At 64.5% G+C, this 22,536-nt stretch carries 18 protein-coding genes, 1 tRNA gene and 2 pseudogenes; 12 read left to right on the forward strand and 9 right to left on the reverse strand.

Annotation, left to right across the window (positions count from 1 at the left end; genetic code table 11):
- Positions 1-32 precede the first annotated feature (32 nt).
- Complete coding sequence (locus ACPZMI_RS17485; RefSeq protein ID WP_186667149.1) at positions 33-1,103, reverse strand: AI-2E family transporter; 1,071 nt, start codon at positions 1,101-1,103, stop codon at positions 33-35.
- Between the two features lie 23 nt (positions 1,104-1,126).
- On the reverse strand, positions 1,127-1,366 hold the full coding sequence (locus ACPZMI_RS17490) for a sulfurtransferase TusA family protein (protein ID WP_186667150.1): 240 nt from the start codon (positions 1,364-1,366) through the stop codon (positions 1,127-1,129).
- A 119-nt stretch (positions 1,367-1,485) separates the two neighbouring features.
- Here ACPZMI_RS17490 and ACPZMI_RS17495 point away from each other — a divergent pair, with 119 nt between their 5' ends.
- Entirely contained in the window at positions 1,486-2,919 is a 1,434-nt protein-coding gene (locus tag ACPZMI_RS17495; RefSeq protein ID WP_426352731.1) for a M48 family metallopeptidase, read from the forward strand.
- 94 nt (positions 2,920-3,013) lie between these two features.
- Here ACPZMI_RS17495 and nadA read toward each other — a convergent pair whose 3' ends face one another.
- Positions 3,014-4,072 carry a quinolinate synthase NadA gene (nadA, locus tag ACPZMI_RS17500; protein WP_186667152.1) on the reverse strand — a complete coding sequence of 353 codons (1,059 nt, stop codon included), beginning with the start codon at positions 4,070-4,072 and terminating at the stop codon, positions 3,014-3,016.
- Between the two features lie 261 nt (positions 4,073-4,333).
- Positions 4,334-5,842 carry a YdgA family protein gene (locus tag ACPZMI_RS17505; protein ID WP_426352732.1) on the reverse strand — a complete coding sequence of 503 codons (1,509 nt, stop codon included), beginning with the start codon at positions 5,840-5,842 and terminating at the stop codon, positions 4,334-4,336.
- Between the two features lie 543 nt (positions 5,843-6,385).
- On the opposite strand from ACPZMI_RS17505, the gene ACPZMI_RS17510 reads away from it, so the two are divergent.
- From ACPZMI_RS17510 to ACPZMI_RS17520, 3 genes and pseudogenes are all read left to right on the forward strand, one after another.
- A complete protein-coding gene (locus ACPZMI_RS17510) occupies positions 6,386-7,738 on the forward strand; it encodes an APC family permease (RefSeq protein WP_186667155.1) in 1,353 nt (450 codons plus the stop codon).
- A gap of 284 nt (positions 7,739-8,022) precedes the next feature.
- A pseudogene (locus tag ACPZMI_RS17515) lies at positions 8,023-9,072 on the forward strand (methyl-accepting chemotaxis protein); the annotation flags it as partial.
- A 267-nt stretch (positions 9,073-9,339) separates the two neighbouring features.
- Positions 9,340-9,930, forward strand: a pseudogene (locus tag ACPZMI_RS17520) (methyl-accepting chemotaxis protein); the annotation flags it as partial.
- Between the two features lie 83 nt (positions 9,931-10,013).
- Here the strand turns inward: ACPZMI_RS17520 and ACPZMI_RS17525 are convergent.
- Positions 10,014-10,838: an IclR family transcriptional regulator gene (locus ACPZMI_RS17525; protein ID WP_411383095.1), complete on the reverse strand. Its 825-nt coding sequence runs from the start codon at positions 10,836-10,838 to the stop codon at positions 10,014-10,016.
- Positions 10,839-11,076: 238 nt separating this feature from the next.
- On the opposite strand from ACPZMI_RS17525, the gene ACPZMI_RS17530 reads away from it, so the two are divergent.
- Genes ACPZMI_RS17530 through ACPZMI_RS17560 form a run of 7 tightly spaced genes read left to right on the forward strand, consistent with a single transcriptional unit; the run spans position 11,077 to position 17,636 of the window.
- Positions 11,077-12,102, forward strand: a complete 1,026-nt coding sequence (locus ACPZMI_RS17530; RefSeq protein ID WP_186709568.1) for an ABC transporter ATP-binding protein — start codon at positions 11,077-11,079, stop codon at positions 12,100-12,102.
- An 8-nt stretch (positions 12,103-12,110) separates the two neighbouring features.
- Positions 12,111-12,989 (forward strand): ABC transporter permease, encoded by an 879-nt coding sequence (locus ACPZMI_RS17535; protein WP_186709581.1) that lies wholly within the window; start codon positions 12,111-12,113, stop codon positions 12,987-12,989.
- Between the two features lie 3 nt (positions 12,990-12,992).
- Positions 12,993-13,787 (forward strand): ABC transporter permease, encoded by a 795-nt coding sequence (locus ACPZMI_RS17540; protein WP_186667159.1) that lies wholly within the window; start codon positions 12,993-12,995, stop codon positions 13,785-13,787.
- 1 nt (position 13,788) lies between these two features.
- Positions 13,789-14,079: a (2Fe-2S)-binding protein gene (locus tag ACPZMI_RS17545; protein WP_186667160.1), complete on the forward strand. Its 291-nt coding sequence runs from the start codon at positions 13,789-13,791 to the stop codon at positions 14,077-14,079.
- The gene (locus tag ACPZMI_RS17550) at positions 14,076-15,431 is read left to right on the forward strand and encodes an FAD/NAD(P)-dependent oxidoreductase (RefSeq protein ID WP_186709571.1); all 1,356 of its coding nucleotides are present in this window, start codon (positions 14,076-14,078) and stop codon (positions 15,429-15,431) included. Before ACPZMI_RS17545 ends, ACPZMI_RS17550 begins: the two co-directional genes overlap by 4 nt.
- Entirely contained in the window at positions 15,428-16,564 is a 1,137-nt protein-coding gene (locus tag ACPZMI_RS17555) for an NAD(P)/FAD-dependent oxidoreductase (protein ID WP_426352733.1), read from the forward strand. Before ACPZMI_RS17550 ends, ACPZMI_RS17555 begins: the two co-directional genes overlap by 4 nt.
- 16 nt (positions 16,565-16,580) lie before the next feature.
- Complete coding sequence (locus ACPZMI_RS17560) at positions 16,581-17,636, forward strand: ABC transporter substrate-binding protein (protein WP_426352734.1); 1,056 nt, start codon at positions 16,581-16,583, stop codon at positions 17,634-17,636.
- Positions 17,637-17,640: 4 nt separating this feature from the next.
- Here the strand turns inward: ACPZMI_RS17560 and ACPZMI_RS17565 are convergent, their stop codons facing one another.
- The 3 genes from ACPZMI_RS17565 to ACPZMI_RS17575 form a co-directional block, all read right to left on the reverse strand.
- Positions 17,641-18,210 (reverse strand): CatB-related O-acetyltransferase, encoded by a 570-nt coding sequence (locus tag ACPZMI_RS17565; RefSeq protein WP_186709582.1) that lies wholly within the window; start codon positions 18,208-18,210, stop codon positions 17,641-17,643.
- Between the two features lie 76 nt (positions 18,211-18,286).
- Positions 18,287-19,165, reverse strand: coding sequence for a glycosyltransferase family 2 protein (locus ACPZMI_RS17570; RefSeq protein ID WP_186667165.1), 879 nt, complete (start codon positions 19,163-19,165; stop codon positions 18,287-18,289).
- A gap of 110 nt (positions 19,166-19,275) precedes the next feature.
- Positions 19,276-20,487 carry an N-acetylmuramoyl-L-alanine amidase gene (locus ACPZMI_RS17575; RefSeq protein WP_426352735.1) on the reverse strand — a complete coding sequence of 404 codons (1,212 nt, stop codon included), beginning with the start codon at positions 20,485-20,487 and terminating at the stop codon, positions 19,276-19,278.
- 250 nt (positions 20,488-20,737) lie between these two features.
- On the opposite strand from ACPZMI_RS17575, the gene katB reads away from it, so the two are divergent.
- On the forward strand, positions 20,738-22,279 hold the full coding sequence (gene katB / locus ACPZMI_RS17580; RefSeq protein ID WP_426352736.1) for a catalase KatB: 1,542 nt from the start codon (positions 20,738-20,740) through the stop codon (positions 22,277-22,279).
- Between the two features lie 165 nt (positions 22,280-22,444).
- On the opposite strand, the gene ACPZMI_RS17585 is transcribed toward katB, so the two are convergent.
- Positions 22,445-22,520 (reverse strand) — tRNA-Lys (locus tag ACPZMI_RS17585).
- Between the last annotated feature and the right edge of the window lie 16 nt (positions 22,521-22,536).

Here is a 22,536-nt window from a genome sequence, read left to right on the forward strand (position 1 = left end):
GCGGGCTTGCCCGCGAAAAGAACACCACAGTCCTACAGTAGTGGCGCCACCGTCGGCTCCTGCCGCGGCCAAGCGTCGAGTACCGCCTTGAACAGCGTCGCCAGGGGAATGGCGAAGAAGATCCCCCAGAACCCCCACAGCCCACCGAACAGCAGCACCGCGCAGATGATTGCCACCGGGTGCAGGCTCACCGCTTCGGAGAACAGCAGCGGTACCAGCACGTTGCCATCCAACGCCTGGATGATCGCGTACACCGCCATCAGGTAGAAGAACTGATCACCCCAGCCCCACTGGAACAGCGCGATCAGGGTCACCGGCACGGTCACCACCACCGCCCCCACGTAGGGCACCACCACCGACAGCCCCACCAGCAGCGCCAGCAAGGCCGCGTAGTTGAGCCCCAGGCTGATGAAAGCGATATAGGTGGCGATGCCGCAGATCAGGATCTCGATGCCCTTGCCGCGGATGTAGTTGGCGATCTGCCGATTCATCTCGTCGCCCACGCGGGTCAGCAACCTGCGTTCACGCGGCAGGTAGCCGCTGACCCAACGGGCGATCATCTCGCGGTCCTTGAGGAAGAAGAACACCAGGATCGGCACCAGCACCAGGTAGATCATCGCATTGACCAGCAGCGGCAGGCTGGAGAGCGAGAACGTCAGCGCCCACTGGCCGAACTTGCCGATCTCGCCACGCACCGACTCGATGGCGCGCAGCACCTGCTCGTCGGAGACCAGGTGCGGATAGCGCTCCGGCAGCAGCAACAACAGCGATTGCCATTTGCCGAGCATGCCCGGCAACTCGTTGAACAGGGTGATCAACTGGTGCCACAGCAACGGCACCAGCACTACCAGGAACACGCCCAGCGCCCCCATGAACAGGGCGAACACTAGCCACACCGCCATGCGCGTCGGCACCTTGAAGCGCTCCAGGGCGTTGACCAGCCCCTGCATGAGAAACGCCAGGACCATGCCCGCCAGCACCGGCGCGAGCATGCCGCCGAGCGTGAGCACCACGGTGAAGGCCAGGAACAGCAGGACCGCCAGCACCACCGCTTCCTCATCGGAAAAGTAGCGCTGCATCCAGTCGCGAAGCACTTTGAACATTGACGATCCTTGGGAAAGAAGACTCAGGCCTTGCGTAGCCAGTAGGTGTAGGTCCCTGACTCGGCCGTTTCACGAAGCAGCGTATGACCGGCAAGCTGGGCAAACGTGCGAAAGTCACGCTGCGAGCCGGCATCGGTGGCCACCACTTTGAGGACCGCGCCGCTGGCCAGGCGATTGAGCTCCATTTTCGCCTTGAGCAGCGGTAATGGGCAGTTCAGCCCGCTGGCGTCGAGCTCAGCGTCGCAGGTCGGGGTGTCGATCATCAGGAGTCTCCATGGCGGGCGCAATAAGGTGTTGCAGACGATGTCCGTAGGATACCGCCACTGGTCGGCAAGGTGCGAGCGGGCTACAGTAAGGGTTTTGATCGACGCGAGCTTCGTGCATGAATCTACTGCGCCCTACCCTGCTGACGCTGGCCTGCCTGATGGCCCTTCCTGGCCATGCCGACGACCTGCCGTCGCTGGGTGATGCCAGCTCTGCGATCGTTTCGCCGAAACAGGAGCACGACCTGGGCCGCGCCTGGCTGAGCCTGCTGCGCGGACAGGTCAACCAGCTCAACGACCCACAGCTCAAGGACTACGTCGAAACCAGCGTGTACCGGCTGGCCGAGACCAGCCAGCTGCAGGACCGGCGCCTGGAATTCATCCTGATCGACAGCCGCGAGCTCAACGCCTTCGCCGCGCCCGGCGGCATCGTCGGGGTCAACGGCGGCCTGTTCCTCAACGCCCAGACCGAAGGCGAGTACGCCTCGGTGCTGGCCCACGAACTGGCGCACTTGTCGCAACGCCACTTCGCCCGCGGCGTCGAGGCCCAGCAGCGTATGCAACTGCCCATGATGGCGGCGCTGCTGGCCGGTATCGTGCTGGCTGCCGGTGGCGGTGGCGATGCCGGGATCGGCGTGATCGCCGGCACCCAGGCCGCTGCCCTGCAGGAACAGCGGCGCTTCTCGCGGCAGAACGAGCAGGAAGCCGACCGCATCGGCATCCTCAACCTGGAAAAGGCCGGCTACGACCCACGCAACATGCCGAGCATGTTCGAGCGCCTGGCCCGCCAGTACCGCTATGACGCCAAGCCGCCGGAATTCCTCCTGACCCACCCAGTCACCGAATCGCGTATCGCCGACACCCGCAACCGCGCAGAACAGGCGCCCAAAGGCGGCGTCGAAGACAGCCTGCGCTACCAACTGATCCGCGCCCGCGTCGCCCTCACCTACGAAGGCACGCCGGGCCTCGCGGCCAAGCGCTTCCGTGCCCAGCTTGACGAAAACCCCAACCTCGACGCTGCCCGCTACGGTCTGGCCCTGGCGCAGATCAAGGGTGGCCAGCTGAACGAGGCACGGGAAAACCTCAAGCCGCTGCTGGCCAAGGCGCCCAACGACATCACCTACAACCTGGCGCAGATCGACCTGGACATCACCAACAACCGCCTGGCCGATGCCCAGCAGCGCGTCACCCGCATGCAAGGGCTGTATCCGGGTAACTACCCGCTCAAGCAGGTGAGCGCCGACCTGCTGATCAAGCAGAGCAAGCCAGCCGAAGCAGAAAAGGTGCTGGACGACCTGGTCAAGAACCGGCCGGACGACCCGGATGTCTGGTACGACGTAGCCGAGGTGCGCGGGCTGTCAGGCAACACGATTGGCCTGCACCGGGCACGGGCGGAGTACTTCACGCTGGTGGGCGATTTCGATCAGGCAATCCAGCAGTTGGACTACGCCAAGCGCCGGGCAGGAAGCAACTTCCCACTGGCTTCGCAGATCGACCAGCGCCAGCGGGAGATCATGGAGCAGCAGCGGATGGTCAAGGACATGATGCGCTGATATGGACAGGGGCCGCTGCGCGCCCCAATCGCGGGACGAGCCCGCTCCCACAGCGAGCGAGGACATCACACACTGAGGGAGCGGCAGTCTGGCGTCAGGCGTTACCGGAGAGTTTGAGACGCGCCGCCTGGGTAAAGTCCAGCATCCGGTTCAGCGGCTTGATCGCACGCGGAATCAGCGCAGGCTCGACGAAAATCTCATTGCTGCCCTTGCGCAGGCAATCCAGCGTGCGCTCCAGCGTGTTCATCGCCATCCACGGGCAGTGCGCGCAACTGCGGCAGGCGGCGCCATTGCCGGCGGTCGGCGCTTCGACGAATACCTTGTCCGGACACAGCTGCTGCATCTTGTAGAAGATGCCGCGGTCGGTGGCGACGATGAAGGTCTTGTTGGGCAGCGTCTGCGCTGCCTTGATCAGCTGGCTGGTAGACCCCACCGCATCGGCCAGTTCGATCACCGACTCCGGCGACTCCGGGTGCACCAGGATCGCTGCATCCGGATACAGCGCCTTCATGTCGGCCAACTGGCGCGACTTGAACTCTTCGTGAACGATGCAGGCACCGTCCCACAGCAACATGTCGGCGCCGGTTTTCTTCTGGATGTAACGGCCCAGGTGCTGGTCCGGGCCCCAGATGATGGTCTCGCCGTTGTCCATCAGGGTCTCGACGATCTCCAACGCGCAGCTGGAGGTCACCACCCAGTCGGCACGCGCCTTTACCGCTGCCGAGGTGTTGGCATAAACCACCACGGTACGTTCCGGGTGCTGATCGCAGAACGCCGAGAACTCCTCCACCGGGCAGCCCAGGTCGAGGGAGCAGGTGGCTTCCAGGGTCGGCATCAAAATGCGCTTTTCCGGGGTGAGGATCTTCGCGGTCTCACCCATGAAACGCACACCGGCGACCACCACGGTCTCAGCCGGATGGTTCTTGCCGAAGCGGGCCATTTCGAGCGAGTCGGAAACGCAACCACCGGTTTCCTCGGCCAGGGCCTGGATCACCGGATCGCAGTAGAAGTGGGCAACCAGAACCGCATTCTGCGCCTTGAGCTCGGCAGCGATGGCCGCACGGTAATCGGCCTCCTGCGCGGGCGTCAGCGGATGGGGCTGCTTGGCGTCAAGGTGGGCTTGAACCAGGAGACGTTCGGAAATCTGGGTCATGATCGCTGGACCTGCGTGCGCGTCAGTCGAGTGTACCACCCGGCCCTGGCAGATCGGCTAACGGTGCCGGATGGCCGGCAGTGGCGGGCCATCGCGACCCCTCTGCGGGCGCGGATTATTATCGGACGGCGAAGGCTACAGGCAATCGGGGGAATGCAAAAGGTGTTTTTGCCAGGATAAGGCATTCGCGGATAAACCCGCCCCCAGAGGTACACCACCACTGCAGGAACGGGTTTACCCGCGCAGAACTCAAGGCAATCGTCAGCCCTGTGGTGACAAAGCCGCCAGGTGCATGCTCATCAGCACCGCAAACTCCTCGACAGTCATCTTCTTGCCGTTGAAGTCCACCATGCCATCGGCGTAATGCAGGCTCGACACCACGTCGTTACCCTCGACCGTGGCCATGCCGCTCTGCAGCGCCATCATGCCGAGCATTTCCCCGGCCTGGCCCGACTGCAGGGCGATGGCCTGGGCGTCGGTCTGACCGTCAAGCAGCGCCTGCAGCGTGGCGAGGTCGCCGACCATCGCCTTGGACAGCGACAGCTTGCCCTGCAGGCGGGTCACCATTTGCTTGGCGATCTGGTCTGGCGGCAGGTCGAAGGACGTCGGATTGGCGAGGTCCAGCGACAGGTTGAAGTGGCTCTGACCATTCGCCGTCTTGAACGACAGGTCTTCCAGCGCCAGCTGCGGCTTGTCGGCCAACAATTTCTGCAGGTCGCCCTGGACCTTGGCGGTCTCCTCGGGACTCATGTTCAACGACGGCACCGCCTCGCCACGGGCAGCAGCTTCCTGCAGCTCGGGCACCTTGGTCTGATACCACTCCAGCAGTGCCTGGGTGGCCGGCATGTTCACCGACTTCATGCTCAGCACCATTTGCCCGCTGCCTACCGCGCGACCGGCGTAGGTGATATCGGACACCTTGTACTCCAGGCGCCCGCCCAGCTTGTCCTGGCCCTCGGCGCTGTACAGGTTGTTCTGCTCCAGCCCCTTGAGCACCAGCACGTCCTGCTTCGGCCCGAGCGTGGCTTGCAGATCGGCCAGCAGCAGGTTCAGGTGGCCGACATAGATCATGTCGTGCCCGGTACTGGCCAGCTCGCCGCCGATCTTGAAACCATTGAACTGCAACTTGACCGGCGGGTGATCATCACCAACCAGGGTCATGTCCAGGCGCTCGGCATTGCCGTGGATTTCAACCGCCTTGCCTTCACGATCCCCCTTGAGCACCAGTTGCATGCCGGCGAAGTCGAGGACATTGCCATCACCTTCGTCCAGCTTGACCGGCGCCAGCCGGATGTCGCTCTCGACACCACCGCCATAACCCAGGCTGACCTGGCCGACCACTGGCGACTTGTCGCCTGCGGCGGCAAACCACGATGCGGTGTTGTCATCCTTCTGCAACTGGCTGTTGCTGACCGCCATCACCGGCAGCAGCTTGAACGCCTTGACCCGCGACCAGGGGAAAGGGCCATGCTCGATGTGGTCGGTCACACCGACCTCGAAGCTCACCGGCGCACCTTCGCCGATACGCAGGTCACTGGCCTTGAGCCGGTACTGCGCATCGCTGGTGAACAGGTGCTGGTCCAGCGAGACCAGCTCGATGGTCATGGTGCCACCCGTACCGACCAGCGCCTTCTGCAACTCCGCGTTACCGCGGGCGATGGACTGCTCCAGCTCCGTCGGCAGCTGTTTGCCGGTGTACCAGGCGCCGGCAGTGGTGACGACGGCGATGGCGACGGCCAGGCCGGAAAGGATGCCTACTGATTTCTTCATGAATAGAACCGATTGCTGTCCATAGGGCTGGTGGTGGCGCGAAGCACGCGACCGGGGTGCCAAGCGTAGCACTGTCGCTTGCCTGGCGCGGTGTCCACCCCGGAGATTTTCCTGCACTTGCGACGCGTCCTACAACTGCCGACAGATGACTCCGACGGTGCCGATCGTAAAATTTTACGAACACTAAAATCTGCTTTTTGCCCTAAATATCCATGAACACCCATTTTCACCCATTAAAAAGCCGATAAAAACCTGAAAATCAATCACTCTGTCATGTTTAACTTGACACTCAACCGTCCAATCGTCTTTTATTTTCCCCACCTTGCTCCGCGCCCTCCACATCAAGAAAAAAAGACCGCGCCGCCATCATGCCTGTCCGCCCCTGCCCCCAGGCGCCGCCGTTTCGCCGGCCCCGCCCGTACTGATCACGCGCCCACGCGCGAACCTTCGCTCCGCTATAAAAGGTGAACAACATGGAGCCCATCCGCTCGACCTTGCCGTGCCCGTCGCCCGCTTCGTCCCGCCTTCGCCGGGAGTGCCAGCATGCAGCCTGAGCACCCTGCCAATCGTCACGAGCAGTTTCGCAAGTCCCTGCGCCTCTGGCAGGTGGTGATCATCGGTCTCGCGTACATCGCACCGATGACCGTTTTCGACACCTTCGGCATCGTCTCCGGCATTACCGCCGGTCACGTGCCCAGCGCCTATATCCTGGCCCTGCTGGGTATCCTGTTCACCGCCGTGAGCTACGGCACGCTGGTGCGGCGCTTCCCGGAGTCGGGATCGGCCTACACCTACACGCAACGTGCGATCAACCCGCACGTCGGTTTCCTGGTCGGCTGGTCGTCGCTGCTCGACTACCTGTTGCTGCCGATGGTCAACGCCCTGCTGGCAAAGCTGTACCTGTCGGCAATGTTCCCCGAGGTGCCGGCATGGGTCTGGGTGGTGGCCTTCGTCACCCTGATCAGCCTGGTCAACATGCGCAGCATCAACCTGGTGGCCAACTTCAATACCCTGTTCGTGGCGGCGCAGATCGCGATCATGGCCGTGTTCGTCTACCTCTGCGTGCGCGGCCTGCACCAGGGCGAAGGGCTGGGCACGGCCTGGACGCTGACGCCGTTCGCCGATGAACAGACGCAGTTCAGCGCGCTGGTCGCCGGCGCAACCATCCTGTGCTTCTCGTTCCTGGGCTTCGACGCCGTCACCTGCCTGTCAGAAGAAACCCGCGACCCGGCACGCACCATCCCACGCGCGATCTTCCTGATCGCCCTGATCGGCGGCGTGGTGTTCATCATCATGTCGTTCTTCATCCAGGCGTACTTCCCGACCATGGACCGCTTCCAGGATCATGAAGCGGCCCTGCCGGAAATCGCCCTGTACGTCGGTGGCAAGCTGTTCCAGTCGGTGTTCATCGCCTGCACGGTGATCAACACCATCGCCTCGGGCCTGGCGTCCCAGGCCAGCGTGTCCCGCCTGCTGTTCGTGATGGGCCGCGACGAGGTGATCCCGGCCCGCCTGTTCGCCCGTCTGCACCCGCGCTATCGCACCCCGGTGCTGAACATCGTGGTGGTGGGCGTGATCGCCCTGTCGGCGATCTTCTTCGACCTGGTGACCGCCACCTCGGTGATCAACTTCGGCGCACTGATGGCCTTCAGCTTCGTCAACCTGTCAGTCATCAACCATTGCTATGTTCGCGAACGGCGCAACAAGGGCCTGACCAACAACCTCAAGTATCTGGTGCTGCCGACGATAGGCTTTTGCATCATCGCCGTGCTGTGGATCGACCTGGACGAGCACTCACTGGCGTTCGGCGGCGCCTGGGCCTTGTGCGGCGTGCTGTACCTGGCCTGGCTGACCAAGGCATTCCGCGTCGCCCCGCCAAGCTACGTGGCCGAATGACCCACCCTGCCGACAACGCCCGCGCCTGAACGCGGACGTTGTCTTGATCGAGAAGGAAACGCTCCATGTCGCTGCGCCGTCTCTCCATCCAGTGGAAAATCACCCTGCTCGCCGGGCTGTGCCTGCTGGCGGTGGTCGCCTTGCTGGTGGCCACTTCGCTGACCCAATCCCGACGCAGCGCCGAACAGGTGTTCACCGCCAACACCGAGCTGCTCGACCAGAGCGCGCGACTGCGCCTGCAGGCCCACGCCGAGACCCAGTCGCTGCGCATCCAGCGTTATTTCATGGACGCTTATCAGTACGGCAATGGCTTCGCCCGCGTGGTGCAGGTGCTCAGGGCGCGCGGGGGCGACGAGTTGCGCAGCGAACTGGTCAAGCAAGCCGGTACGGCACTGGCAGGCAACCCTGACCTGATCGGCCTCTACCTGGTGTTTCAACCGGACGCCCTGGAGCACCAGGACGCGCGTTTCAGCGGCCAGGCCGAGCTGGGCAGCAACGAGCAAGGGCGCTTCTCGCTGTACTGGTCGCGCGAAGGCTCAGGCGACGTCGCCTCCGAAGCGATGCCCGAATCGATGCTGGCCGACACCAGCATCGGCGCCAACGGCTCAGCCTACAACCGCTGGCTGACCTGCCCGCTGGAAACCGCCAAGGCCTGTGTGCTCGACCCCTACTTCGACGAAGTCAACGGCCGTCAGGTGCTGATGACCAGCATCGCCCTGCCACTGCTGGAAGACGGCAAGGTGATCGGCGTGGTCGGCCTGGACATCGGCCTGGACAACCTACAGCAACTGAGCCTGGCTGGGCGCCAGGAGCTGTTCGAAGGCCAGGGCCAGGTCAGCATCGTCAGCCCCGTCGGCCTGCTGGCCGGGCACAGCCAGGACGCCAGCCAGTTGAGCAAGCCCCTGGTGCAGGCGCTGGGTGAGGCGGTGCGCGAACTGGTGGCACCGATGCGCACCGGTCAGCCAGTCGAGCGCCAGGAAGGCGGGATGCTGCGCGTCTCCCATCCGTTCGCACCGATCCCTGGCGCCGCGCCCTGGCAGGTGCTGCTGGAAGTGCCTGAAGCGGTGCTGCGCGCCCCCGCCGTGGCGGTCAACCAGCGTCTGGACACCCACAACCAGCAGGCCAACCTCACCAGCCTGCTGATCGGCCTGGTCGCTGCCGTGCTCGGCCTGCTGCTGGTGTGGCTGACCGCCCGCGGCGTGACGCGGCCAATCCTGGCCGTGGCCGAGCGCCTGCGCGATATCGCCAGCGGCGAGGGCGATCTGACCCGACGCCTGGACTACGCCCGCGACGACGAACTGGGCCAGCTGACAGGCTGGTTCAACCGTTTCCTCGACAAGCTCCAGCCAGTGATCGCCCAGGTCAAGGCGTCGCTGCACGAAGCACGCGGCACGGCCGATCAGTCGGCCGCCATCGCCAGCCAGACCAGTGCCGGCATGCAACTGCAGCACCGCGAGATCGAGCAGGTGGCCACCGCCGCCAACGAGATGAGCGCCACGGCGCAGGATGTCGCCCACAACGCTTCGCAGGCTGCCGAGGCTGCGCAAGGTGCCGACCAGGCCAGCCAGGAGGGCCTGCAACTGGTCGCCAGTACCCGCCAGACCATCGCCAACCTGGCCGCGGGCATGGATGCGGCCATGGACGAAGCCCGTTCGCTGGCCGGGCGCAGCGAGCAGATCGGCTCTGTACTGGAGGTGATCCGCGCCATCGCCGAACAAACCAACCTGCTGGCCCTCAACGCCGCCATCGAGGCCGCCCGTGCGGGCGAAGCCGGCCGAGGGTTTGCCGTGGTCGCCGACGAGGTGCGCAACCTGGCCCAGCGCACCCAGGTGTCGGTGGAGGAGATCCGCGTGGTGATCGAAGGCCTGCAGCAAGGCACGCGCGATGTGGTCGATGCCATGCAGGCCGGTCAACGCCAGGCCCAGGACAATGCCCAGCGCATGGACCAGGCGCTCCCGGCCCTGCAGCGAATCGGCGAGGCCGTGGCGGTGATCAGCGACATGAACCTGCAGATCGCGTCGGCGGCCGAGGAACAGAGCGCGGTGGCTGAGGAGGTGAACCGCAACGTGGCGGGTATTCGTGATGTGACCGAGTCGTTGTCAGGGCAGGCCGAAGAGTCGGCGCGGATCAGCCAGGCGCTGAACCGCCTGGCCAATCAGCAGCAGGCACTGATGGAGCAGTTCAGGACCTGATCGCCGGTACTGCGCTGTTCTTTTCGCGGGCAAGCCCCCACAGGGTAAGAGCGAGCTTGCCCGCGAAAGGGACACCGCGACATTCACTCCCCGAACACCCGCGAAGGATGGCGCAAGGTCGGATCGAACGGATTGATCCTCGGCCCGATCGCCGTCGTTTCGCGCTTGAGCAACTCGACCACCATCGGCAGGCGCTCCGGCCCCAGCCGGTCACTGATGGTCGCCACGCTCAACGCCGCCACGGCATGGCCATTGCCATCGAGGATCGGCACCGCCAGCCCGGCCATGCCGGGCAGCACGCCGGTATTGCGTGCGGCATAACCCTGGCGCCGCACGTTCTCCACCTCCGCACGCAGGAACACCTCGTCGTACAGGTGAAAATCCCGTAGCCGCGGCAGATTGTTGCGAATCACCGCCTCGCGCTCCTCCTCCGGCAGGAAGGCGAGGATCGCCAGGCTCCCCTGCCCCACGCCCAACGCCACACGCCCACCGATATCGCCGGTGAAGGTACGGATCGGATACGGCCCTTCGCTGCGATCCAGACACACCGCATCGAACCCACTGCGCGCCAGCAGAAACAGCGAGTCCCCCAGCGAGGCCGACAGACGCAGCAAGCTGGGCCGCACCAGATCGCGCAGGTTGCCGCTGTTGCCTGCCCGCGCCGCCAGGGCAAAGAACGCCAGGCTCAAACGATAACGCTTGCTGCGCGCCTCCTGCTCGACCATGCCTTCATCCACCAGGCTGCGCACCAGCCGGTGCACGGTCGGCTGCGACAGGCCGACCTGCTCGGCCAGCTCGATCACCCGCATGCCCTCCACCGGCGCCTCGCCCAATACCCGCAGCACCGCGAACAAGCGCGAGACCACACTGACCCCAGGCTCTTCCTGATTTCGTTTATCGGAATTCAATTTGTGCTTGTCCTTACCTGAATTTCACTGAGCGAATAAAACTGAAAATAGTGCTCGACTCAGTGAAATTCGCCATTGAGGCCATCCTAGGCTTGCGCCTACTCTGCGTCCACCGGGACAAATCGAACAACACACCGGTGGCCTCGTGAGTATTCATCGGTCCTCGATTTGCCTCCTTGCATCTGCCCCCAACAACAAGTGTGCCCGACACGCGACAAAAGACAGGTGGAACGCAGTCATGGCCTTTCTGCAACTGGACAATCTTTGCAAACGCTACGGCGCGATCGACGCCGTGGTCGCCACCAACCTCGCCATCGAACAAGGCGAATTCGTCTCCTTGCTCGGACCTTCAGGCTGCGGCAAGACCACCACCCTGCAGATGATCGCCGGCTTCGTCGACGTCAGCAGCGGCCGCATCCTGCTCGACGGACGCGACATCACCCACGCCAAGCCCAGCAGCCGTGGCCTGGGTGTGGTGTTCCAGAGCTACGCCCTGTTCCCGCACATGACCGTGGCCGACAACGTCGCCTTCGGCCTGCGCATGCGCAAGCAGCCCGAAGCCGAGATTCGCCGCAAGGTGACCGAGGTACTGGCGCTGGTGCGCCTGGACCGGCATGCCGAACGCTATCCACGCGAACTGTCAGGTGGCCAGCGCCAGCGTGTGGCCTTGGCCCGGGCGCTGGTGATCGAACCACCGGTGCTGCTGCTCGACGAGCCACTGTCGAACCTCGACGCCAACCTGCGCGAAGAGATGCAGTTCGAGATCCGCAGGATCCAGAGCGAAGTCGGCATCACCACGCTGATGGTCACCCACGACCAGGCCGAAGCCCTGTCGATCAGCGACCGCGTGGTGGTGATGCAGGCCGGGCGCGTCACCCAGGTCGACGAGCCGTATCGCCTCTACGAACACCCGCGCACCCGCTTCATCTCCGACTTCGTCGGCAAGGCCAACCTGTTGCCCGGCGAGCTGGACGGCGCGGGCCTGCCACAGGTGCAACACAGCCGCGACGCCAGCCTGACCCTGAGCCTGCGCCCGGAAAAGATCGACCTGCTCGACAACGGCGCCGGTCGCCTGCAGGGCCGCATCCTGACCCGCTACTTCCTTGGCAGCCAATGGCTGTACCGCATCGGCACACCGCTGGGCGAACTGACCGTGGTGCGGCGCAACGATGGCAGCGCACCGCTCGGTGAAGGTGTCGATGTCGGCCTGGACTGGCAGCCCGAGCTACTGCGGGTGCTCGCTGCCGACGAGGTGAGCGCATGAACAGCGCCATGCCTGCCCCCGCCACTTGCGCCAGGCAACACCGTGACCTGCGCGGCTACCTGCTGTCGGCGCCGGCACTGGCGCTGTTCGCCGCCCTGCTGGTCGTGCCTCTGCTGCTGACCCTGGTGCTGTCGTTCAATGTGTTCGACTACGAAGTCGGCATCCGCGCCGACCACTGGACCTTCGAGCACTACCTGGCCCTGCTCGGCGACAGCTACTTCCTCGAAATCTTCTGGCGCACCTTCTGGATCAGCGCCCTGGTCACCCTGCTGTGCGTGGTGATCGGCGTACCCGAGGCCTACATCCTCAGCCGCATGGGCAGCCCGTGGCGCTCGATCTTCCTGGTGGTGATCCTCACCCCACTGCTGATCTCGGTGGTGGTGCGCGCCTTCGGCTGGAGCTTGTTGCTGGGCGCCGACGGGCTGGTCAACCACGCGATCCAGGCCCTGGGTGGCGCGCCGATGAAGCTGTTGTACACCCCGTTCGCGGTGATCGTCGCGCTGGTCCACGTGATGCTGCCGTTCATGATCATCCCGGTCTGGACCAGCCTGCAGAAGCTCGACCCCGCCGCCGAACAGGCCGCGCTGTCACTGGGCGCCAGCCAGGCCAAGGTCATGCGCCTGGTGGTGCTGCCGCAAGTGATGCCGGGGGTGCTGTCCGGCACGCTGATCGTCTTCGGCCTGGCGGCCAGTTCCTTCGCCATCCCCGGCCTGCTCGGCGGGCGCCGGCTGAAGATGGTCGCCACGCTGGTCTACGACCAGTACCTGGCCGACCTGAACTGGCCCATGGGCGCGGCCATCGCCATCGCCCTGCTGCTGGTCAACCTGCTGATCATGCTGTCGTGGAACCGCATGATCGAACGCCGCTACAAGAAATCGCTGGGGTAACTCATGTCCAAGAACGGTCCTCTGGCCCTGACCTTCCACAGCCTGGTGGTGGTCTTCATGCTCGCACCACTGGTGGTGGTGTGCCTGGTGGCATTCACCCCGGAAAACACCTTGAGCCTTCCTACGGCGGGGTTCTCGCTGCGCTGGTTCGAAGCGGTATTCGAGCGCGCCGACTTCCTCGAAGCCTTCAAAAACAGCCTGCAGCTGGCGTTTCTCGCCGCCAGCCTGGCGACGCTGATCGCAGTGCCGGCAGGGCTTGCGATCACGCGCCTGCAGTTCCCCGGACGCGACTTTCTCAACGTGCTGTTCCTGTCGCCGATCATCATTCCGCACCTGGTGCTAGGGGTGGCGCTGCTGCGCCTGTTCGCCCTGCTCGGGGTCAACGGCAGCTTCACCTGGCTGGTCCTGGCGCACACGGTGGTGATCACCCCTTATGTGCTGCGCCTGGTGATCGCCGCCGCCATCGGCGTCGATCGCAGCGCCGAGCAGGCCGCCGAGTCGCTGGGTGCGAGCCGCTTCACGCTGTTTCGCAAGATCACCCTGCCGATGATCCTGCCCGGTATCGCCGGCGGCTGGCTGCTGGCGTTCATCAACAGCTTCGACGAGGTGACCCTGTCGATCTTCGTCACCTCGCCGGCCACCCAGACCCTGCCAGTGAAGATGTACGTCTACGCCACCGAGTCCATCGATCCGATGATGGCTGCGGTGTCGGCCCTGGTGATCGCCCTGACAGCGGTGACCATGATTCTGCTCGACCGGGTCTATGGCCTGGATCGGGTCCTGGTAGGGAAGCACTGACATGGCCTTGTTCAAACGCCTCGCCGAGCACCAGCGCCCGGTGCTGGACTTCACCCTCGACGGCGAGCCGGCCTGCGGCCTGCTCGGCGACACCCTGCTGACCGCCATATTGACCAGCGGCGCGCACCTGCGCGGCAGCGACTTCAGCGCCGAGCCGCGCGCCGGTTTCTGCCTGATGGGCGCCTGCCAGGACTGCTGGGTACGGCTGGGCGATGGCCGCCGCGTACGCGCCTGCGCCACCGCGCTGGAAACCGGGCAGCAGGTGCTGCGCGAACCGGGGCGCCGGCCATGAGCGCCGTGGTGATCGTCGGAGCCGGCCCCGCCGGGATCCGCGCCGCGCAGACGCTGGTGGAGCACGGTGTGCATCCAGTCCTGATCGACGAAGCCAGCCAGGGCGGCGGGCAGATCTATCGCCGCCAGCCGGCCAACTTCACGCGACCGGCGCGCCAGCTCTATGGTTTCGAGGCCCGCAAGGCCAGCGCGCTGCACCAGACCCTCGATGCGCTTGCCGGGCAGATCGACTATCGCCCCGGCACCTTGGTATGGAACGCCGAGCACGGCGCCCTGGACACCCTGCGCGACGGCCATGCCGCGCACCTACCCTACCAGCGCCTGATCATCGCCACTGGCGCCACCGACCGGGTGCTGCCGGTGCCGGGGTGGACGCTGCCCGGGGTCTACACCCTGGGGGCCGCGCAGATCGCGCTCAAGCACCAGGGCTGCGCCATTGGCGAGCGCGTGCTGTTTTGCGGCAGCGGGCCATTGCTTTACCTGGTCGCCTACCAGTACGCCAAGGCCGGTGCCAAGGTCCTCGGCGTGCTCGACAGCGCGCCCTTCAGCGCCCAGTGCCGCGCCCTGCCTGAGCTGCTCGAGCAACCGGCAACCCTGGGCAAGGGCCTGTACTACCGCGCCTGGCTCAGCGCCCATGGCGTGCCGGTGCATCAGGGCGCGACGCTGGAACGCATCGAAGGCGGGCAACAGGTGCAACGGGCGGTATGGCGCAAGGGCGATCAGCTACATGACACCGAATGCGATGCGCTGGCCTTTGCCCATGCGCTGCGCAGCGAAACGCAGTTGGCCGACCTGCTCGGCTGCGCATTCGAGTGGAGCACGCTCAACCGAGCCTGGCTGCCGCGCCGCGACCAGGCCGGGCGCAGCAGCGAGCACGATGTCTACCTCGCCGGCGACGGCGCCGGGATCATGGGCGCCGACGCCGCCGAAATGGCTGGCGAACGCGCCGCCCTGGCGGTGCTGCAGGACCTCGGCCAAACCGTCGCCCCCCAGCGTTGCCGCACCCTGGAAAAACGCCTGACGCGCATTGGCCGTTTCCGTGAAGGGCTGGAAGCCGCCTTCCCCTTCCCCGAGCACTGGGCTGAACAGGCACCGGACGATCTGGTGGTGTGCCGCTGCGAAGAAATCAGCGTCGGCGAGCTGCGCGCCGTGGTCGGCGAAGGCCATTGGGAGATCAACCGGGTCAAGGCTCACTGCCGGGTCGGCATGGGCCGCTGCCAGGGCCGCATGTGCGGCGCGGCAGCGGCGGAAATCATCGCCCATTGCAGTGGCAAGGCCCTGCACGAGGTCGGCCGTCTGCGCGCCCAGGCACCGATCAAACCCCTGCCCTTCGGCGTGGAGCATGACGCATGAGCCCGTGGATCGAATCGGAGGTGATCGTCATGGGCGCCGGTATCGTCGGCGCCTCGGCGGCGCTTGCCCTGGCCCGGCGTGGCCGTTCGGTAACCCTGCTGGAACGTGGGTTCTGCGGCGCCCAGTCCAGCGGTGTCAACTACGGCGGCGTGCGCCGCCAGGGGCGCAGCCTGGCGCAGTTGCCATTGTCGCAACGGGCACACCAGATCTGGGGCGAGCTGCCTGCATTGATCGGCATCGATGGCGAATACCTGCGCTCCGGGCACCTGAAACTGGCACGCAGCGAGGCCGACTTCGTCGCACTGCAAGGCTATGAGGCGGCCAGCCGCGACCACGGCCTGGACCTGCAACTACTCGACCGCGCCGCCCTGCGCGCCCGCTACCCCTGGGTCGGCGAGATCGCCGTCGGCGCCTCGTACTGCGCCGACGATGGCCACGCCAACCCACGCCTGGTCTCCCCCGCTTTCGCCCGTGCCGCCCGCCAGCAGGGCGCACGGGTCATCGAGCAGGCCGGCGACAGCCGCGTCGAGCATGATGGCCAGCGCTTCATCCTGCACACCCAGAGCGGCCTGCGCCTGCGCGCGCCGTGGCTGCTCAATTGTGCCGGTGCCTGGGCCGCCGATCTGGCGGCGCAGTTTGGCGAGCCGGTGCCGATGGAGTCCGGCCACCCGGCGATGCTGGTCACCGAGCCCTTGCCTTGGGTGATGAATGCCAGCACCGGTGTCGAGGGTGGCGGCATCTATGCTCGCCAGGTCGCCCGCGGCAATTGCGTGCTCGGCGGCGGGCGTGGTTTTGCCCTCGACGCACAACGCGCTCGCCCAGGGCAGTCAGCGGTGCTGGCGATCCTGCGCAACGCCGTCGAACTCTACCCGTTTCTGGCTGGCACCCAGGCGATCCGCACCTGGAGCGGCACCGAAGGCTATCTGCCCGACCACGAGCCGGTGATCGGCGCCAGCACCACCCAACCCGGCCTGTTGCATGGCTTCGGCTTTGCCGGGGCGGGCTTCCAGATCGGCCCGGCGGTCGGCGAGGCACTGGCCGAGCTCGTCTGCGACGGCGCCAGCAGGCAGCCGATCGAGGCATTTTCCATCCGTCGTTTCCAGGTCCGTCACGACCTGGCCTCCAACCACTAAGAGGAAGGTCGCTTTCATGAAACACGTCAAACGTATCCTCGGCACCGGCTTGTCCTGCCTGTCACTGACCCTGCTCGCCGCCAGCCCCACGCTGCAGGCCGCCACCCCGACCCTGTACCTGGGCATGAACGGCGGCACCATGGAGCGTACCTACGCCGACAAGGTGCTGCCGGCCTTCGAGCAGGCAAACAACGTCAAGGTGGTGATCGTGCCCGGCACCTCGGCCGACCATCTGGCCAAGGTCCAGGCCAACAGCAAGAAGCCGCAGATGCATGTGGTGATGCTTGACGACGGCATCATGTACCGGGCGATCTCGATGGGGCTGTGCAGCAAGCTGCAGCCCAGCGAGGCCTTGTCGCAGATTCCGCAGAAGGCACGCATCAAGGAAGAAGCCGTGGCCGTCAGCCTCGGCGTGACGGGGCTGGCCTACAATACCCGCCTGTTCGAGAAGAACGGCTGGGCCGCGCCAACCTCGTGGAGCGACCTGCAAGACCCGCGCTTCAAGGACAAGCTGGTGTTCCAGTCGCTGGCCTCCTCGACCTTCGGCCTGCACGGCTTCCTGATGTACAACCGCCTCCAGGGCGGTGACGAAAGCAACGTCGAACCGGGCTTCAAGGCCTGGCCCAAGCAGGTCGGGCCGAACGTGCTGGAGTACATCGCCAGCTCGGCGAAGATCTCCGAGATGGTGCAGACCGACGAGGCCGCGTTGTTCCCACTGACGCCCACCCAGGTCACCACCTTGCAGGCCAAGGGTATCCCGGTGGCCTACGCCCAGCCCAAGGAAGGGGCAGTGGTGCTGAACTTCGCCGAATGCGTGGTGGCCAACAACGACCAGCCGGAGCTGGCGCAGAAGCTCGCCGCCTACCTGCTGACGCCTGCGGCCCAAGCCCCGGCGCTGGAGGAAGGCGACCAGATTCCGTCCAACCCCACGACCCCGACCACCGAACGCACCCGCGGCCAGGTCGAGGCGATGCAGCAGTATCAGCAGAGCGCCGTGGTGGTGAACTGGGACGAGGTCAACCAGCAGCGACCGCAGTGGAACGCGCGCTGGAGTCGGTCAATCGAGCGATAGAGCCTCAGCGGCCCTGACGGGCTCTGGCGTATCCGAGGAAGGCGTCCAGGTCAGCGCTGCTGAGCATGCGCGCCACCTGCTTGACCTCTTCCATCGGCCAGTCCCACCAGGCCGCCTCCAGCAAGGCTTCACGCACCGGCTCGTCGAAGCGCCAGCGGATGAACTTGCACGGGTTGCCACCAACCACCGCAAATGGCGGTACATCGCGGGTGACCATCGCCCCGGCGGCAACGATGGCGCCGTGGCCGATGGTGACTCCGGAAAGGATCACCGCATTGGTGCAGATCCAGCAGTCGCTGCCGATCACCACGTCGCCCTTGCTGCGATCGTAGTCGGTAATGTCTTCCAGCCCCTCAACCATGGCAGGAAAGGGATAGCTGCTGACCCAATCGGCGCGATGCTCACCCCCTAGCAGAATCTGCACGCCAGCGGCAATGGAGCTGTAGCTGCCAATACGCAACACAGAGTCCTCACCGAACTCTGTGACCTCTGGCACGCCATAACTGCCCACGCCAACACTGTATCGTGGATAACGCATGCGGATTTTTTCAGATACGCGCTCAAGCTTGTCCATCGCCCGCAGACGCTTGCGTTCGCGGCGCTCGGCCAGGTTCCTGAAGAATTTCACGGCAGGCGCTCCTCGATCGGCATCAACGGTGGAACATCAGGCGCTTGATGCGCTTGAGGGTGGTCTTGTTGTAGTGGCGCAGGGGAATGCTGCGCAGCAGATCCCAGGCGTAGGCCTTGTCGGCAACCACGGCATACTTGAGCGCCTTGTGCACCAGCACCGAACGCCCACGGGCATAGCCCGGATACTGCTGGTAGGGCGCGATGGCCTTGAGATCGGCCTCCAGCAGCACCTTGAACTTGCGCGACAGGTTGTTGGGGTGGCGGCGGTAGCGGGTGACGCACACCGGCAGCTCGTGGATCTCGTAGCCCTGGGCAGCAATGCGCAAGGTCATCTGGAAATCCTGGACCTTGATGGCCGGGTCGTAGAAATCAGCCGCGCGCATCGCTTCCATCCGGTACAGCGAGCCGGGCGCGCCGACGACCACTGCGTCACGCAGGATCTCGGCGAAATCGAAGGTCTTGATTTCGGTGCGTTGCTGCGCCTTGATGTCGCGGCCTTCGGTGTCCATGTAGACGATCAACGCACCGACACAACCGACCTTTGGGTGGGCGTCCAGGTAGGCGGCGCGAACACTCAGGGAGTTCGGCAGCATGATGTCGTCGAGATCGGGGGTCGAGACATAGACCCCACGGGCATGCTGCAGGCCGGTATTGAGCGCACCACTGACCCCTTGGTTGGCCTGGGTCAGCAAGGTGAAATCGTAGGTCGATTGCAACGCGCGGAGCATCTCGACGCTTCGGTCGCTGGAGCCGTCGTCGACGATGATGACTTCAAAGTTCGGGTAGTCCTGGGCAAAGATGCTCGCCAGTGCCGCCTCCAGGTACTTCTCGGCGTTGTAGCAGGGGGCGACGACCGAGATCAACGGTGCCTCAGTGGTGGAAGTCCATCCTTGCGTCATCGTACTGGCAAGCCTCTGTGCGCGATCCGTGAGCGGGTCGCAGGGTTCAGCCCTGGACCGTAAAGGCGCACAGTATACGCAAGCCCGCTGCGTTCTCGAAGCGGCCCGCTTCAGCCTTGGGCGCCAGGCTCGGCCAGGCGGTACGCGGCGAGCGCGGCCAGGTAGCTGCCATCGGGGGCGCGCCTGCGAAAGTGCTTGTCGAGCCCGGCGAAAATAGCTTCGGCGACCTTGCGCTGGTGACGAGGATCCTGCAGCCGCTGGCAATCCCGGGCATTGGACATGAAGCCAGTCTCCACCAGGATCGAAGGCACGCTGGGCGACTTGAGCACCGCGAAACCCGCCTGCTCCACCCGGGCCTGATGCAGACCGGCCACGCCTTCGAGCTGGCCAAGCACCGAATGCCCCAGGTCCAGGCTGGTGGAGATGGTCGCATTCATCGACATGTCCAGCAGCACACCTGCCACCACCGGGTCCTTGGGTGGCTTTTTCAACACGCTGGATACCCCGACGAAATCGGCATCGTTCTCGCGTTGTGCCATCCAGCGCGCCACTGTCGAAGTAGCACCATGCTCGGACAGGGCGAACACCGAGGCACCGGATGCGGTGCGCCTCGGCGCCGCGTCGGCATGCACGGAAATGAACAGGTCGGCGTTCAGCCGTTGGGCCATTTCGGCACGTTTGCGCAGCGGGATAAACACGTCCTGATTGCGCACCAGGCGCGCCTTGAAGCCCTTCTGCGCATCGATGCGTCGCGCCAGCAGGCGGGCGATGGCCAGTGCTACAAGCTTTTCCTGCTCACCGCCACTGCCGACGGCACCTGGGTCCTTGCCGCCGTGACCGGCATCGATCACGATTAACAGGTCACGCCCCTGCGGCGGTGCCATATTCCCGACAGCCTTGCCCGTCGGCACTGCGGCCGCAACTGGCAATCCGCCAAGACGCAGGGCCAACTGCCGACCGCGGGCGAGCGTCTGCAACTCGCCGGAAATTCCCGATGAGCGCAGGTCCAGCACAATGCGCAAGCCGCCGTCTGCAGTCGCTGCGCTGCGAATTGCCTTGATCGGCGTGCCCTTGAGGGCCAGCCCATCAAGCGAAGTCGCCAGCCCCGCGCCTTGCAGATCAAGAACAAGTCGCGGTGGCGCTTCCAGGGTGAAGGTGCGAGCGGGTATCGGGCCACTGAGGTCCAGCAGCAGGGTCGTGCCTTCTGCCCCCTGGCGCAATACTGCACCGCGAACCTGCTCGGCGGTATTGGCCAGCACCAGGCGGCTGACAGGCAAGGTGCAGCCGGCAAACAGCAGCTGTAGGAAGGTGCGTCTCTCCATTGCGAAGGGCACTCATGTCGACAAAAAGATGATGAATATTATTGTTATAACATAACAATTTAAAGTGACGTGCAAGGATTTTTCAAGCGCCACCCTTCCCACCCACGGCCACCTGACCAGCGACCGCAGAATGTGGATCGTTGAAGTTCCTTGCAAGGATTGGGAATTCTCCCATTCATCTGATCTGCACGTGCTGATTAAGGTTGCGGCTGCGTATCTCGGCGCACAACTACAATCGTCAGGAGTTTCCGTGAAACCTATCAGCCCATCCTCTTGCCCGGGTCGCTTGCTGCTCGCCGCCAGCCTCGTCGGCAGCCTGTGGTCAACTGCTGCCCACGCCGCACCCTTGACCCGCGATAACGGCGCTCCCGTAGGCGACAATCAAAACTCGCAAACCGCCGGCCCCAATGGCCCGGTGTTGCTCCAGGATGTACAACTGCTGCAGAAACTGCAGCGTTTCGACCGTGAGCGTATTCCCGAGCGCGTCGTGCACGCCCGCGGCACTGGCGCCCATGGCGAGTTCACTGCCAGCGCCGACATCCGTGACCTGAGCCAGGCCAAGGTCTTCACTCTGGGCACCAAGACCCCCGTATTCGTGCGCTTCTCCAGCGTCGTGCATGGCAACCATTCTCCGGAAACCCTGCGCGACCCACGCGGTTTCGCCACCAAGTTCTACACCGCTGACGGCAACTGGGATCTGGTAGGCAACAACTTCCCGACGTTCTTCATCCGCGATGCGATCAAATTCCCGGACATGGTCCACTCGTTCAAGCCCGACCCGCGCACCAACCTCGACGATGACGCGCGACGCTTCGATTTCTTCTCCCACCTGCCAGAAGCCACCCGCACCCTCACCTTGCTGTATTCCAACGAGGGCACGCCGGCCAGCTACCGAGAAATGGACGGCAACAGCGTGCATGCCTACAAGCTGGTCAATGCCGAAGGCCAGGTGCACTACGTGAAATTCCACTGGAAGAGCCTGCAGGGCCAGAAGAATCTCGACCCGAAACAAGTCGAGAAGATCCAGGGGCGCGATTACAGCCACATGACCAACGACCTGGTCGCTGCAATCAACAAGGGCAACTATCCGAAGTGGGATCTGTACATCCAGACACTCAAGCCTGAACAACTGGCCACCTTCGACTTCGACCCGCTGGACGCGACCAAGATCTGGCCCGATGTGCCCAAGCGCAAGATCGGCCAGATGGTACTCAACCGCAACGTCGACAACTTCTTCCAGGAAACCGAGCAGGTCGCCATGGCGCCATCGAACCTGGTGCCCGGCATCGAGCCGTCCGAAGACCGGTTGCTGCAAGGACGGCTGTTCTCCTACGCCGACACCCAGTTGCATCGCGTCGGAGCCAATAACCTGAGCCTGCCGGTCAATCAACCGCGCAACGAGGTGAACACCATCAACCAGGACGGCGCCATGAATGCCGGCGCGACCGCCAGTGCTATCAACTACCAGCCCAGCCGCCTGCAGCCCCGTGAAGAAATCGCCGGTGCGCGATATGCCCAGACACCTCTGAGCGGCAGCACTCAACAGGCGAAGATCCAGCGAGAACAGAACTTCAAGCAAGCCGGTGAACTGTTCCGCGGCTACAGCAAGAAGGATCAGCAGGATCTGATTTCAAACCTTGGCAAGGCGTTGGCAAGCGCGGACGAAGAAAGCCGCTACATCATGCTGTCTTACTTCTACAAGGCCGACACCGACTATGGCATGGGGCTCGCCAAAGTCGCCAAGGCCGACCTGCAACGGGTTCGCCAGATGGCCTCGCAGCTTGAGGACTGACGATCAGCCAGAGGCCTGACAGCTGCGCTCCAGAGCCCCACGCGTGGTTGAACCAGGCGGGGGGTTCGACTGGGGACCAATCAGAGGAACGACGGAAACAAAAAAGCCCGCCATAAGGCGGGCTTCTCGTACAGCGGTTTCAATACATGAAAACCGCTGAGAATATGGTGGGTCGTGTAGGATTCGAACCTACGACCAATTGGTTAAAAGCCAACTGCTCTACCAACTGAGCTAACGACCCGTTGGATGGCGCGTAT

Source organism: Pseudomonas wayambapalatensis (genome assembly GCF_049942315.1).
Lineage (GTDB): Bacteria > Pseudomonadota > Gammaproteobacteria > Pseudomonadales > Pseudomonadaceae > Aquipseudomonas > Aquipseudomonas wayambapalatensis.

What these genes read in the sequence shown, in the direction of transcription:
- ACPZMI_RS17570 (WP_186667165.1), bottom strand. Translation starts at nt 19,165, where the DNA reads ATGACGCAAGGATGGACTTCCACCACTGAGGCACCGTTGATCTCGGTC.
- ACPZMI_RS17530 (WP_186709568.1), top strand. Translation starts at nt 11,077, where the DNA reads ATGGCCTTTCTGCAACTGGACAATCTTTGCAAACGCTACGGCGCGATC.
- ACPZMI_RS17545 (WP_186667160.1), top strand. Translation starts at nt 13,789, where the DNA reads ATGGCCTTGTTCAAACGCCTCGCCGAGCACCAGCGCCCGGTGCTGGAC.
- ACPZMI_RS17535 (WP_186709581.1), top strand. Translation starts at nt 12,111, where the DNA reads ATGCCTGCCCCCGCCACTTGCGCCAGGCAACACCGTGACCTGCGCGGC.
- ACPZMI_RS17505 (WP_426352732.1), bottom strand. Translation starts at nt 5,842, where the DNA reads ATGAAGAAATCAGTAGGCATCCTTTCCGGCCTGGCCGTCGCCATCGCC.
- ACPZMI_RS17485 (WP_186667149.1), bottom strand. Translation starts at nt 1,103, where the DNA reads ATGTTCAAAGTGCTTCGCGACTGGATGCAGCGCTACTTTTCCGATGAG.
- ACPZMI_RS17540 (WP_186667159.1), top strand. Translation starts at nt 12,993, where the DNA reads ATGTCCAAGAACGGTCCTCTGGCCCTGACCTTCCACAGCCTGGTGGTG.
- ACPZMI_RS17565 (WP_186709582.1), bottom strand. Translation starts at nt 18,210, where the DNA reads ATGGACAAGCTTGAGCGCGTATCTGAAAAAATCCGCATGCGTTATCCA.
- ACPZMI_RS17490 (WP_186667150.1), bottom strand. Translation starts at nt 1,366, where the DNA reads ATGATCGACACCCCGACCTGCGACGCTGAGCTCGACGCCAGCGGGCTG.
- ACPZMI_RS17495 (WP_426352731.1), top strand. Translation starts at nt 1,486, where the DNA reads ATGAATCTACTGCGCCCTACCCTGCTGACGCTGGCCTGCCTGATGGCC.
- ACPZMI_RS17510 (WP_186667155.1), top strand. Translation starts at nt 6,386, where the DNA reads ATGCAGCCTGAGCACCCTGCCAATCGTCACGAGCAGTTTCGCAAGTCC.
- ACPZMI_RS17560 (WP_426352734.1), top strand. Translation starts at nt 16,581, where the DNA reads ATGAAACACGTCAAACGTATCCTCGGCACCGGCTTGTCCTGCCTGTCA.
- ACPZMI_RS17555 (WP_426352733.1), top strand. Translation starts at nt 15,428, where the DNA reads ATGAGCCCGTGGATCGAATCGGAGGTGATCGTCATGGGCGCCGGTATC.
- ACPZMI_RS17550 (WP_186709571.1), top strand. Translation starts at nt 14,076, where the DNA reads ATGAGCGCCGTGGTGATCGTCGGAGCCGGCCCCGCCGGGATCCGCGCC.
- nadA (WP_186667152.1), bottom strand. Translation starts at nt 4,072, where the DNA reads ATGACCCAGATTTCCGAACGTCTCCTGGTTCAAGCCCACCTTGACGCC.
- ACPZMI_RS17575 (WP_426352735.1), bottom strand. Translation starts at nt 20,487, where the DNA reads ATGGAGAGACGCACCTTCCTACAGCTGCTGTTTGCCGGCTGCACCTTG.